A 13,805-nucleotide genomic window follows, 5' to 3' on the forward strand; every position below is an offset into this window, starting at 1 on the left:
TTTTTTGAAATATTTTATATTTTTGTATCAATTCAAATTATTCGCCCTGATTGAGCAGGTACTGATAATCGGAACGTTTTACCTGAAGCGCGTCACAGGTTGCGCGCACTGCAGTGATCCTGCGGTTCAATCCGTCCAGATGATCCATGAGACGCTGATTATCCTCTTCCTTGGAAAGCTGTCTTGCTTCATCGCAAAGTTCTCTGATATCCCTTTTGCAATCCTCGATCTCTGTATCAAGGTCTGCGATCTGTAATTTTAAAATCTCTTCCATCTTCATTGTAAAATACCTCCTGCCTTTGTAAATTGCTTATTTACATTATATCATACATCCGCTGTCAGCACGAGTTCTTTTTTCTTTTTTTCTCTTTTAAATATAGAACGATCGTCACCGCGCCAAAGACCGCCGCCGCAAAGCCAGAGATCATCGCTCCCTCTTTCAGTCCCGGCGTCTCATAGCGCAGCTCGATCTCGTGGCTGCCCGCCTCCAATGTCACACCGATCAGGCTGTTTAAAAACTGTTCCTTATCCGTCTCTTTTCCGTCTACAAACAGCGTCCAGCCATCCTCGCACGGAATGGAAAACACCAGTTTCCCGGCAGTCTGCATATCGATATGTCCTTTGACGCACCGGTCTGACATCTCATCCAGCGTCATGGTCTGGGCGTTTAATGTATCGTATGCCGCATTTAAACTGTCAAAATTCAGTTTATATGCCTGTGCCTGGATCATCAGATCCGACACATCCGGGCAGGTGAGCTTTATTTCAGTTCCTGCCTTGCACCAGCCGAGATCTAAAAGATACACATGGCTGCATTTTGTAAACGTTTTGCGCTTTCCGCCGATGTCCGCCGTGATCGTGTTTGCCATGCGGCTTCCATAGCTTGCATAAACATAGCTGTCCTCTGTGACCGTGATCACTGTCTCCCCGTCCGTCTTCTCAACCGGGATCGCGTCCAGGAGGTCTTCACCTGCCCCCAGTCTGCGCGCAAGGACATTCTGCGCAAGAACCGCCGTTCCTTCCGTAAAGTCCCATCCATCCTCAAGATTTTCCGGCACGGTAAAACCAAGCGGCAGTACATAATTATTTTCATACATATATATCCCGCCGCTCTCTCCGGCAGGCTTCCGAAGCGGGCTTTCCTCACTGGCACTTGTCGTAAACATATATTTTACCGACAGCATGGCAGACAATAACGGTGTCGCGCCATTATAGCAGTAATAGTTTTTTCCGCCCTCCATACCGAGTTCCCGGTAAAACGTTCCGACACTGTAATTCATAAGCGAGGAAAACAGCGACGCGGAACGGTATCCGGTCAGACTCGACTCATTTTTGGTCATCCGGTCCCATTTTTCAATCCGGTAAAATCCGTCGGTCTGCTCTGCCGCCTTGGCGTTTAACGCCTCATAATCCTCCCAGTGTGCCGTGTACTGGGTACGGTTTGTCGTAACTACCCCGGTCAGATCCATGTTGACCCCGGTTTCCGCAACCGCAAGAAAGAACGCCATGCAAAAGCAGATTTTCCGATATGCTCCCGCCATGCGCGCGATCGCCAGTAACAGGGTATACGCCAGTAAAAACACTGCCGTCATCAGAATCGCGTCCATGGATACCATTTCATGATCCACAAAAAGCGCACAGCCGACGAAAAATGCCCCACATGCCACTGCTGCCACGACCACATGCCAGATCCGGTTTCCTTTTAATCTGCGCAGTTCCTCAAACGCCACGGTCAGAAGGACAAACATATACAAAAAGGACTGACGCCCCGGCAGACTGTCCGGGAAATGCATGCCATGCCAGATAAAATCCAGCCAGTTATTCGCGAAAGCAAGCAAAAAGAAGATCAGCGCCAACATGCGGATCAGCTTCTTTTTAAGCGGGATCTCCCGGTTTAACAGGTATAACACCAAAAGGAGCAGTACCGCCACACCGCAGTACAGATTCGGCCAGTGATCGCTGCCCGTATAGACCGTAACTCCCATGCAGTGTCTTGCCAGCTCATCAAAAACCGAAAAATACCAGGAAAAGTCTTCCGGAAAATGAAAGCCGCCGGAACCGCTGTATCCAAGCGCGATCGCTTCGGGGATCAGTAACACCGCCCCCATTCCTCCCGCAAGCAGCGAATAAAAGAAAAAGCGCGCGCAGCTCTTTACATCCAGCTTCTTTTGCTCGATCTGCATGACAACAAAATACAGCACTAAAAATATGCAGATCATAATGGAAATATAATAATTGGATAAAATCGAAACAGCAAGCAGGATCCCGTACATTCCACCCTTTTTCTCGAAGACCAGACGCTCCATCCCCAGAATGATGAGCGGCGCGAGCATGATACAGTCTAACCACATGATATTCCAGCTGTAAGCGGAAATGTATGCGGAAAGCGCGTAAAACATGGATACCAACGTCACCAGATAGCTGTTGTCCTTAAAATGCCGTCCGAGATAGATCGCGAAAAACAGACCGGAGCAGGCAATCTTTAGCAGCACAAGTACCGTCATAAATTCGATCAGGTGCTGCTTACTGCAAAAGACTACCAGCCAGTTGACCGGACTTGCAAGATAATAGGCAAACGTTGCCACAAAATCAGAGCCAAGCCCCAGATTCCAGGAAAACATCAGGCTTTCATGTGCTTTCAGCTTGCGCTGGAACTCCATAAAAAACGGAGCGTACTGATGATACATATCGATATGCAAAAAGCTGTTCTCCCCAAACGGGTAAATCCCATGACCGGCACACACGGCTGCCATGACCAAAAACGGGATCAAAAACGCCAGCACATACGGCGTATATTTTGCGTGTATCTGTTTGTCAATCCACTGTTTCATCCGACCTATTCTCCTTTTCCAGCGTCAAACAGCCGATAATACTGCAGTTTCTGATATTCCTTAAGTTCCTCTGACGTCTTAAGTGTCTGTTCATTTCCATCCGCATCCACAATGCGTTCCGCCGAAATGACCGGCAGCTTTTCACTCAGATCGAGCAGATAATTTTCATAATCTGACAGAGGGATTCCCGCTGTTTTTAAAACCTTTGCCGCGAGGAAGTTGGCGCTTGTGTCTTCATTCTGCCCTTCTTTGATGTCATAATTTGCCCAGATCACATAAGGCACCTCATAGCGCTTTGCCTCCTCATCCTTACTCAGAGTGTCATAGCTCATGCCATTTAACGCAAGCACCGGCTGTACCACGGAATCCGTCGGCTGATGATCTCCGAAGAACACGATCACGGTCGGTTCCTCTGCCGCAGCAAAATAGTTTACGAGTTCTTCGAGTGCCGCATCACTTTTTTTGATCAGTGACAGATACTGCGAAAGCGCGAACGCGTTTACCCCGTCTAAGGAAATATCCTGGGTCAGATTCGGATACGCCTCGGTATAGGGACTGTGATTTTGCATGGTCACATTAAACAGAAACATCGGCTGTCCTTTCTGTTTGCTTTCATAGATATCTATGATCTTTTTCATGCACGACGCGTCATCCACATATTTGCGCACATAGGACGGTGCCGTAAACGCATCGATAAAATACGCGTGCGAAAATCCGAGATCCGGATAAATTTTATCCCGGTTCCATCCGGTCGCATAGTACGGATGCATGGCATAGGTATCGTATCCAAGCCCGTCGAGATAGGAAACAAGTGACGGGATCTCCCCATTGATATACTGCTGATACGGGATACTGCCCGATGGCAGAAACGCCATGGTATTTCCGGTCAGGAACTCAAACTCGGTATTGGCCGTATTTCCGCCCTTGACAGACACATTCAGATAACCAGTCACCGTATGATCCGCCCCCTGCTGCAGGCTGTGGATAAACGGCATATAATCTTCATTTGTCTGCATGTCTCCAAGCACCGCCGGATCTGAAAATGCCTCGTCCATGATGACGATCACATTCGGCAGCTCCCCTTCCTCTGCGTCCTTTTCCTCTGTTTCATAGGACTTTAATGTCTCTTTCGCATCCGCGGCATCATAGCCTTCCGGCTTATCCACCGTCAGATACTTTAAATCCATCAGAAATGTGACCGCAAAGCCATCCGCCTGGCTCATATAGGCAGGCGTAAACAAAAACGGATATAAATGAAACCGGTTTACCATCGCGTCACTCCAGAGCATTCTCGTAAAACCGACAAGCAGACACGCCACACCGGCTGCTCCCGCGATCCGCTTATAGACTTTCTTTTTGTCTATCACAATACGCATAAAAAAGAACTCTGCCACGATCAGCGCCGCAAATCCGAGCAGCGTAAGCACCTGGCGCGCCCCAAGCGCATAATCATATTCTCCTGCCACGCTCGCCGCAGTCCGGATGGAGAAAATATCCCATGGGACGATCGGATTGGAGCGGAACGAGAGCACATAGTAATTGGCAAGCCCTGCGGCAAGTGCCAGTACCGTTTCCGCGATCAGCGCGATCCGAAGTCTTCCGGTCACCAGAAATAACACCAGCATCAAAAGTTCAAAAAATACAATATTTAAAAGCTGCGCTCTCCATCTCGTCATAACAAACGCATTCATATGAAACGCTTCCATCAGATAATACATCGTGACCGGGCACAAAAACATCCCCACAGCCCGGATCACACTGCCTGTTTTCTTTTTCATCGTGCATCCTCTTACTACTTCATTTTTCTGCATTACGCAGTCTTTCCTCATTATAATACTTTACAAAAAAAGTGCAACTTAAAAAGAACGCTTCTACGCCTTTTTACGCTGCACCTTTTGCCTGTTTTTCAGTTATTTTTCCCGCTATGCGAGAGTATTATACAGATGTTTGATATAATCATACTGGCTGTAGCTTCCGCTGTTGCTGTAAGCCGTGCTGTAGATCTGCGCCAGATGGGAACTCTTTGCAGAAGCACTGTTTACCTCTCCGACCGTCTTTGTAAGTGCCTGTGCCAGAGAAGATCCGCTTCCAAACGCTTCTTTGAGATCCGCGGCATCCGCGTCACAGAGTGTGGCATAATCCGTCTCTAAGGTGCCATCGCTCTTTACCGTGATCCCGATCTTTTTTAACTGTCCGCTGGCATTCTCCAATGTGGAAAACAGAGACTTCAGATATGCTTTGTTTGTTTTTCCGCCCTCTTCCGACAGATTCGAGATCATCTTATTATAACTTACCACAAGGCTTCCGATCTTCGTCACTGCCTCGTCGGTATTTCCGTCTGCTTCCGCTTTGGAAAAAACAGAATCCGAACTTTTATCGGTCAGTGTCTCAAGATATTTTAATACGGATCCGGTATTGGTCACTGTAGATTTATATATTCCGGACTTCTCCGCCTCACGGGACATCTTTGTCAGAACCGGATTGGATGCCACGCAGTTTTGCTGTAACAGCGAGCTGATCCCGCCTGCCTTTCCAAGGCCCTTGGATGAAGTATCGTCAGACTGGCTGTTGATGTAATCTAATAATGAAGCATAGGAACTGCTTGATACCTGCATAATATAACCTCCCACTTTTTTCTTATGATGTTTACAGATATTATTTCGGTCATTCCACAGCGATTCTTAACCGTCCGCCTGCTTTTTTCAGAAAAACTTTTTAACAGTTGACAAACGCCCCGCTTTATGATAAATGTAAATAGTACCTGATTACTGACGGGAAAAAGTGAAATAACACTGTGTGGTCAGGTATGATAACAGCCGACCGTCTGGGCAACTTCATATTTTATGAAGCTGCCCTTTTTTAATGATTACGCAAAAGAAAGGACGTACCAAGATGAAAACAGATATCGAAATCGCACAGGAAGCGGAAATGCTCCATATCAAAGATGTCGCTGCACAGTACGGCATCACAGAAGATGACCTTGAACTTTACGGAAAGTACAAAGCAAAACTCTCCAACGAATTTTGCCAGGCTGCCGAAAAGAATGAAAGCGGAAAGCTGGTCTTAATGACCGCGATCAACCCGACACCTGCCGGTGAAGGAAAAACCACAACAAGCATCGGACTGGGTGATGCTCTGACCAAACTTGGAAAGAAAACCCTGCTCGCGTTAAGAGAGCCTTCTCTCGGACCATGCTTCGGCATCAAGGGCGGCGCTGCCGGCGGCGGTTATGCCCAGGTCGTTCCGATGGAGGATTTGAATCTGCATTTTACCGGTGATTTCCATGCCATCACATCCGCGAACAACCTGCTCGCTGCTCTGCTCGACAACCACATCCAGCAGGGAAACGCACTTAACATCGATACCAGACAGATCGTATGGAAAAGATGTATGGACATGAATGACCGCGCGCTGCGCAACATCGTTGTCGGACTCGGCGCAAAAGCAGACGGCTTCGTGCGTGAAGATCATTTCGTCATCACCGTTGCATCCGAGATCATGGCGATCCTCTGCCTTGCAACTGACATGGATGATTTAAAAGAACGTCTTGGACGTATCATCGTCGCTTACAATTACAACGGAGATCCGGTCACTGCCAAAGATCTTCAGGCTGTCGGTGCCATGGCTGCCCTCTTAAAAGACGCCATCAAGCCAAACCTGGTTCAGACCTTAGAGCACACCGGCGCATTTGTCCACGGCGGCCCTTTCGCGAACATTGCGCATGGATGTAACAGTGTAAAAGCGACCAAAACCGCATTAAAACTTGCTGATATCGTGATCACCGAAGCCGGATTCGGTGCAGATCTCGGTGCGGAAAAATTCATGGATATCAAATGCCGTATGGCAGACTTAAAACCGGATGCCGTCGTTTTAGTTGCAACTGTCCGCGCGCTCAAATATAACGGTGGCGTTGACAAGGCAAATCTGTCCGAGGAAAATCTGGATGCGCTCAAAAAAGGTATCTGCAACCTGGAAAAACACATCGAAAATCTGCAGAAATTCGGTGTGCCGATCGTGGTAACCTTAAACTCCTTTGTCACCGATACCGAAGCAGAATATGAATTTATCAAAAATTTCTGTGAAGAAAGAGGCTGCGAGTTCGCGCTCTCCGAAGTATGGGCAAAAGGCGGCGAAGGCGGAAAGGCACTCGCTGAAAAAGTATTAAAGACTTTAGAGGAAAAAGAAAGCAATTTCAAACCGCTCTACCCGGATGAAATGCCATTAAAGGACAAGATCAAGACCATCGCGACCGAAATCTACGGTGCAGACGATGTCACCTACGCACCGGCGGCAAACCGTATGCTTGCGAAACTGACCGATCTCGGTTTCGGAAATCTGCCGGTCTGCATCGCAAAAACGCAGTATTCCTTCTCCGACGATCAGAAAAAGCTTGGCCGTCCGACCGGTTTCAACATCAATGTTAGGGATGTCTATGTCAATGCAGGTGCCGGCTTTGTCGTTGTCATCACCGGTGCGATCATGACCATGCCGGGACTGCCGAAAGTTCCTGCCGCAAACAATATCGATATTGACAAAAACGGCAAGATCACCGGATTATTCTAATCCGTGTTATCCCGTTACGATAGCAAAAAGAAAGTTCTGTCTCCTGCGAGTCAGAACTTTCTTTTTTATTCATTTCTGCCTATTTATTCTTTCATTTATTCCGCATATGGGAAATCCACATCTTCATCCATTCCATCTGTCATTTCAAGCATTGCGTCTTTCCAGATAGATGCCGGATATGAACCTCCGCGCAGACTGTCAAGCGTTCTTGGCGTATCATAACCGACCCATACCGAAATGGTATAGTACGGTGTCACTCCACAGAACCATCCATCTTTACTCTCATTCGTAGTTCCGGTCTTTCCTGCAGCTGCCAACGAGGAGGAAGAAGACCACTTCATACTTGCCGCGGTTCCCGATTTGATAACACCTTTCATGATATCGATCATATCCGCCGCCGCATCGCTGCTGTAAACCGGAACTGCCTTATCCTCCTTATAAAGCTCATCCCCGTTATCATCCACGATCGATGTAATACAGGTCGGTGTCCGGAATTCTCCCTCATTTACCAGCGCCGCGTATCCGCTTGCCATCTGCACCGTCGTCACACCGTAAGTAAGACCACCGAGTGCGGCTGAGAGCGTATAATCCGCCGGAACGATCCGGTCAAATTCCATCTGTGTTGCAAAGGACAGACCATATTTTGGTCCGATATCATTAAATACCTGATATGCACATCCATTCTTACTGTTTACCACCGCACTGCGGAGACTCATCGACGCTCCGGTCAGGCTTGAAACATCCACGCCTTTCTTCTGCGCTGTCTTTACATCAATGTCATATACCGTGGAATCCGGCGTATAATCCTGCATCATGGCAGGTGTGTACACGATCAGCGGTTTGATGGAACTTCCCGGCTGACGGTAACTCTGAAACGCGCGGTTTAAACTGTAGGTCGAAGAAATGCTGTCCTGCGAACGTCCACCGATGATTGCTACCACTTTACCGGTGTCATTATCGATCACCGTCACTGCCCCCTGAAGCGCGTAAATTTCGGAATCCGAATTCACTTCCCGGTCAAACGACAGTTCATCATCCAGAATCTCCTGTAACGCCTCCTGCTTTGTAGTATCCAGTGCCGTATAGATTTTGTAGCCGCCGGAGTACAGATTTGCCTTCTCAAGCTCATACTGCTCCTCATACAGCTGCTCATAATTCTCATAATCTTCCTGACTGTCAAATTCATAACGGAAATCAAATCCGTCCAGCTTCATCAGATATTCCGCCGCACAGTTAAGCGCATAGGTCGTCTCGTAATTATAAAATCCGACCGCCTGCTTTTCCGTACGCACCGTAAGTTCCTCTGTTTTTGCCGCATCGCAGGCTTCCTGGGTGATATACCCCTCTTTGCACATATCATCAAGGATCTTGTTTCTTCGCGTCAACGCCCGCTCCGGATGATCGTACGGATCATAGTAGGTCGGGCGGTTCGGTATCGCGCACAGATACGCGATCTGGGAAAGATCCAGCTCCTTGGCACTCACGCCGAAGTATGCCTGGGATGCTGCTTCCAGACCGTAAATACCGTTGCTGAAGCATGCGTCATTTATGTAATACTCCATGATCTGTTCCTTGGTGTATTTCTTGGTAAGACGGATCGCGATCATCATCTCTTTCATCTTACGTTCCACCGAAACCTCACGGCTCAAAAATACCGTTCTTGTCAGCTGCTGCGTGATCGTACTCGCACCTGCCACCTCATCTCCGTTTGAAAGCAGGTAGTCCATGCTGACACGCACGATTCCCTTAAAATCCACACCCATATTGGTCCAGAAATTCCGGTCCTCCACCGCTACGAACGCATTGACCGCATCCTTTGGGATATCATCATATACCAGATAATTGGAATCGCCGTTTTCCGAAAGTTTTGCGATCATCGTCTCGTCTTTGTCATAAATATAGGTCGTTTCAAAGATCTTAAACGTGTCCTCCGTGCTGTTGTCCACGCACTCATCCGCAAACTCACGGAAGGAATTGATCTCTTTTCCATATCTGAAAAATACAAACACACAGGCTGCGATCCCAAGCGCACAGGCTGCAAGGATCGGCCACTTGATGATCATCCAGACGGTCTGGAAGAAATCAAGGATAAACCCGCCGATCAGACGGAATACATATCCGCCGGACGCGTCCTCTCCATTCTCATGCGCATAAATCACCTGCTCCAGATAAGATTCTCTTTTTCTTTTCTTTCTCTTCTTAGCCATATCCTCACTCCGCTCCCTAGTCTGCTGTATAATAAGAATTGGTGATCTTCCCGTTATAAACCAAAAAATCGATCAGACGGCTGCCATCATCCGTCTCACGCCTGATCTTGTCTCCATCCCGCCGGTAACTGCCGTGCGCGGCCGCCAGCTTTTCCTCATCTTCCATATCCGCGGCGCTTCCCACTTTTTCGTCGTAGGTTCCGTCTTCATGAAACATGATCTTATGGTAAAGACCGGTATCCTCCGTGTATGTGCAGACAGCTTCAAACGTATCCGTATCCGGAATCATTCCTTTATAAAAACAGCTCTGTCCGATCAGATATTTTCCATCCAGCAGGTACTTTTGTTCTTCTCCACTGTCCGCCCGGGCTGTAAGAATCCCTGCTCCGTCTTTTTCCATACAGGTATACGAACCGGAACTAAGCACGATCGGATCCATATCCGCAGTCTGCGCTTCCTCGGAATACGTTTTTCTTTCTACATTGAAATGAAACAGATAGGTCGTACTGCTACGTTCTCCGGATGGGACTGCCATCACATAGGTATCTTTTACCTCTGCCACGGATCTGCTGTCTGATTGTATGCAAAAAATAATTCCCGCTATGACAAGAACAGCAACTGTTGCTTCTACGATCCTCATCCGCAATTTTCTCTTTTCCATACATTTTCCTCCAAAATACCTACTTAACATAGCATACTTTATATACGGTTGCAATTACATGCTTCTTAATATTTTCTTATTTCATCCGCCGTATGATCTCATCCACGATGCGGTTTGCCGTATCCTGCTTGCTGAGCTTTGGAAGTTCCTCCTCACTGTTTTTTGTGATCAGTGTCACAATGTTGGTATCTGTACCAAATCCGGCTCCATCCTGTTTTAAGTTGTTCGCCGCGATCATATCGATTTTTTTCCGTTCCAGCTTTGCCCTTGAATTTTCTAACATATGCTCCGTTTCCATCGAAAATCCACAGATATACTGATCCGGTCTTTTATGTGCTCCGAGGTATGCCAGAATATCATCCGTGCGCTCCATCTCAACCGAGAGCGCTCCGTCTTTCTTTTTTATCTTTTCCTGCGCAACTTCTTTCGGCCGGTAATCCGCGACCGCAGCCGCCTTTATGATGATATCCTGCCCTGCAAAGCGCTCTGTTACCGCTTCATACATATCTTTCGCCGAAACGACATCCACGGTATCTACAAAAAGCGGATGCGCAAGCGCTGTTTTTCCGGAAACGAGCGTCACCTTCGCTCCGCGCATGGCGCACACCGATGCCAGCGCGTATCCCATTTTTCCGGTCGAATGATTGCTGATATAGCGCACCGGATCCATTTTTTCCTGCGTCGGTCCCGCAGTCACAAGCACGTTCTTTCCGCAAAGATCCTTCGGATAAAGTGCTTTTTCGATATAGGAAAAAAGGATCTCCGGTTCCGGCATTTTCCCGGCTCCATCATCCCCGCATGCCAGATGACCGCTTGCCGGTGTGATCACTTCCATTCCGTAATGTTCCAGTTTCTTTATATTGTCCTGTACGATCGGATTTTCATACATATTGGTATTCATTGCCGGTGAAACGATCTTCGGACATTTCGCGGCAAGAAGCGTCGTCGTAAGCATATCGTCCGCGATCCCGTTTGCCGCTTTCGCGATCACATTTGCAGATGCCGGCGCGATCAGAAACACATCGGTCTGCTTTGCGAGTGATACATGTTCTACGCTGTACTGAAAATTCCGGTCAAACGTATCTACCAGACATTTATGCCCGGTCAGCGTCTCAAAAGTGATCGGATTGATAAAGTTCGTCGCGTTTTTTGTCATGATCACCGTAACATCCGCTTTTGCCTTTACTAACATACTTGCAAGATTTGCGATCTTATATGCCGCAATACTCCCTGTTACTCCAAGCACAATGTGTTTTCCTTCTAACATGAGCAACCACCCTTCTGTCTGTGCGTATTTTCTTCTACATTATTTTTATCGTAAATAATTTTAAGTCCCTTCAGTGCGAGTTCATCATCCACAAGCACCGTATGTTTACAGTGTGGTACGATCACGCCTGCCGAATCTCCCGTCGCAACGATCGTTGGTAAAACTCCGATCTCCTCCACCACCCGGTCGATCATTCCGTCCAGACAGGACGCCTGCCCATAAACGATCCCGCTTTTCATGCATTCGATCGTATTTTTCCCGATCGTACGCTTCGGTGCTTCCAGGCTGATACGCGGAAGCTGTGAAGTCTGTTTTACCAGCGACTCCAGTGATACCTTCACTCCCGGGAATATCATTCCTCCGATATAATTTTTCTTCTCATCGATCACACTGATCGTCGTCGCTGTTCCAAGATCGATCACGATCAGTGGTGCGCCATAATCCCGGATTCCTGCCACTGCGTGTACGACCAGATCACTGCCGACCTGCCCCGGATTATCCATACAGATGTTTAATCCGGTCTTGACCCCCGGTCCGACTACCAGCTGTTTTACATGTACAATCTTTGCAACTGCACGTTTTATCACATTAACCAGCGGCGGCACCACTGAAGATATGATGGCGCCCTGGATCTCTTTCATATCAATCCCGTAAAGTTCCAGTACTGTTTTGAACTCTACGGCGTATTCCAAGTCTGTTTTTGCTATATCTGTCGCTGCCTGTTCTACAAAATATGTTTTCTGATCGTCAATACATCCGATCACTATGTTGGTATTTCCAATATCAACCGCAAGAATCATAATTTTCCTCACTTTAATCTACTAGAGAAAGCCCCGCAGGGGATTCCTGCGGGATCTTCATTGTATTCTGTCTCGTCTACTTGATTTCCTATTTATATTACATTACACTTTCTAATATTCTAATTATTTGCTCCGGCTTTTTCAGTCATTGGGATCGGTCTGATCTTATAAAGTACCTCTCCGATCGCCACTGTGATCACACCGGCAACCAGTGCTTCCGGGATACCGTTCGTTCCTACGATTCCCATAACAATTCCAAGTACCGCCTTTGCAGATATGCCGATCGCCTCTGCATAGCTGTCCTTAAACAGCAGATAAATACCACCCATGACAAGGATCGTGTTGGTTAATGCGCCGCTCACTCCCGCAACTGCAAATCCGATAGATCTTGATCCCTTTTTGATGCACTTACGAATCAGGCGGAATACATAGTACGGAACAACTCCGACTAAGATTCTCGGTACAAAGCAGATCAGCACACTCTTTACTGCTCCTGCTCCACCTTCGATTCCTGCCGCAAGAACCGGTGAAAATACGAAGGATGAAACCGTTCCTCCGATAAATGTTGCTTTTAACATACTGGTCAGTCCAAAAATGAAGCCCAGTGATGCCCCAATCTTCGGTCCTAAAAACAATGCGCCCAAAATAACCGGGATGTGGATAATCGTCGCGTTGATCACTCCGAGCGGTATGTAACCGAACGGCGTAAACGCCATGATCACAATGATTGCTGCAAACAACGCTGTCAGCACCATTTCATAGGTTTTCTGATTTCTCATATTCAATTTTCCTCCTGTTATTATTCTCGTAATCGAGATACAATACAGCGCTTATTTTATCACATCTTTTGTCTTCCTGCAAGGTTCTATCCCGGATTCCCGCGCAATAAATCGTATCCATTTTCCTCAACTACCATTCTACCATTACAGAGACGGGATACACGAAGCGCATCCCGTCTCTGATCAGCGGTCGTCAAATGGATGCCTGTGCAAGCACGGTATCCATTTTCCTCGTCGCCATTACAAAAAAAGGATAAAGACATGCGTCTTTATCCTTACTATAGTAGCGAGAGGGGGATTTGAACCCTCGACACTACGGGTATGAACCGTATGCTCTAGCCAACTGAGCTATCTCGCCATAATCTGTAATCGGGGTGACGGGATTTGAACCTGCGACCTCCTGATCCCTAACCAGGCGCTCTAGCCAAGCTGAGCCACACCCCGGCCTCGATGTACATTCAAAATTTCACACAGACCTTGAAAAACGTTCAACCTTCTTTCGGAAGTCCGATGTCCTTCGTCCATCGAACGACCAGAAACACTAACCTCAATCATCCTTTCACTCAGCTTTCGCCAAGTGTTTCTTGGTCAAGCCCTCGACCGATTAGTAACAGTCAGCTCCATGCGTTGCCGCACTTCCACCTCTGCCCTATCTACCTGATACTCTCTCAGGGGTCTTACTTCCTCTAGGGAAGGG

10 protein-coding genes, 2 tRNA genes, 1 rRNA gene and 1 riboswitch are annotated in these 13,805 nt (G+C 47.6%); of the genes, 1 reads left to right on the forward strand and 12 read right to left on the reverse strand.

Annotated elements, in window-relative coordinates; translation table 11 throughout:
• Positions 1-37 precede the first annotated feature (37 nt).
• The 4 genes from H8Z76_RS07835 to H8Z76_RS07850 form a co-directional block, all read right to left on the reverse strand.
• On the reverse strand, positions 38-280 hold the full coding sequence (locus H8Z76_RS07835) for a hypothetical protein (RefSeq protein ID WP_022514790.1): 243 nt from the start codon (positions 278-280) through the stop codon (positions 38-40).
• 58 nt (positions 281-338) lie between these two features.
• Entirely contained in the window at positions 339-2,831 is a 2,493-nt protein-coding gene (locus tag H8Z76_RS07840) for a YfhO family protein (RefSeq protein WP_186982157.1), read from the reverse strand.
• A gap of 5 nt (positions 2,832-2,836) precedes the next feature.
• Positions 2,837-4,609: an LTA synthase family protein gene (locus H8Z76_RS07845; protein WP_186982159.1), complete on the reverse strand. Its 1,773-nt coding sequence runs from the start codon at positions 4,607-4,609 to the stop codon at positions 2,837-2,839.
• A 144-nt stretch (positions 4,610-4,753) separates the two neighbouring features.
• On the reverse strand, positions 4,754-5,446 hold the full coding sequence (locus H8Z76_RS07850) for a hypothetical protein (RefSeq protein ID WP_186982161.1): 693 nt from the start codon (positions 5,444-5,446) through the stop codon (positions 4,754-4,756).
• A gap of 139 nt (positions 5,447-5,585) precedes the next feature.
• Positions 5,586-5,668, forward strand: a riboswitch (ZMP/ZTP riboswitch).
• A 55-nt stretch (positions 5,669-5,723) separates the two neighbouring features.
• On the opposite strand from H8Z76_RS07850, the gene H8Z76_RS07855 reads away from it, so the two are divergent.
• Entirely contained in the window at positions 5,724-7,394 is a 1,671-nt protein-coding gene (locus tag H8Z76_RS07855; protein WP_022515864.1) for a formate--tetrahydrofolate ligase, read from the forward strand.
• A 95-nt stretch (positions 7,395-7,489) separates the two neighbouring features.
• Here the strand turns inward: H8Z76_RS07855 and H8Z76_RS07860 are convergent, their stop codons facing one another.
• From H8Z76_RS07860 to H8Z76_RS07895, 8 genes are all read right to left on the reverse strand, one after another.
• The gene (locus H8Z76_RS07860; protein WP_022515865.1) at positions 7,490-9,601 is read right to left on the reverse strand and encodes a transglycosylase domain-containing protein; all 2,112 of its coding nucleotides are present in this window, start codon (positions 9,599-9,601) and stop codon (positions 7,490-7,492) included.
• A 16-nt stretch (positions 9,602-9,617) separates the two neighbouring features.
• Entirely contained in the window at positions 9,618-10,262 is a 645-nt protein-coding gene (locus tag H8Z76_RS07865) for a hypothetical protein (protein ID WP_186982162.1), read from the reverse strand.
• A 76-nt stretch (positions 10,263-10,338) separates the two neighbouring features.
• Positions 10,339-11,529: a bifunctional phosphopantothenoylcysteine decarboxylase/phosphopantothenate--cysteine ligase CoaBC gene (gene coaBC / locus H8Z76_RS07870; RefSeq protein ID WP_022515867.1), complete on the reverse strand. Its 1,191-nt coding sequence runs from the start codon at positions 11,527-11,529 to the stop codon at positions 10,339-10,341.
• Entirely contained in the window at positions 11,523-12,329 is an 807-nt protein-coding gene (locus H8Z76_RS07875) for a type III pantothenate kinase (RefSeq protein ID WP_186982163.1), read from the reverse strand. Before H8Z76_RS07875 ends, coaBC begins: the two co-directional genes overlap by 7 nt.
• 119 nt (positions 12,330-12,448) lie before the next feature.
• A complete protein-coding gene (locus tag H8Z76_RS07880) occupies positions 12,449-13,108 on the reverse strand; it encodes an ECF transporter S component (RefSeq protein ID WP_186982164.1) in 660 nt (219 codons plus the stop codon).
• Positions 13,109-13,392: 284 nt separating this feature from the next.
• Positions 13,393-13,466: transfer RNA gene (locus H8Z76_RS07885), tRNA-Met, on the reverse strand.
• Positions 13,467-13,477: 11 nt separating this feature from the next.
• Positions 13,478-13,552: transfer RNA gene (locus tag H8Z76_RS07890), tRNA-Pro, on the reverse strand.
• Positions 13,553-13,692: 140 nt separating this feature from the next.
• Positions 13,693-13,805 (reverse strand): 23S ribosomal RNA (locus H8Z76_RS07895); the annotation flags it as partial.

The sequence above is a fragment of the Roseburia yibonii genome (assembly GCF_014297335.1).
GTDB lineage: Bacteria > Bacillota > Clostridia > Lachnospirales > Lachnospiraceae > Roseburia_D > Roseburia_D yibonii.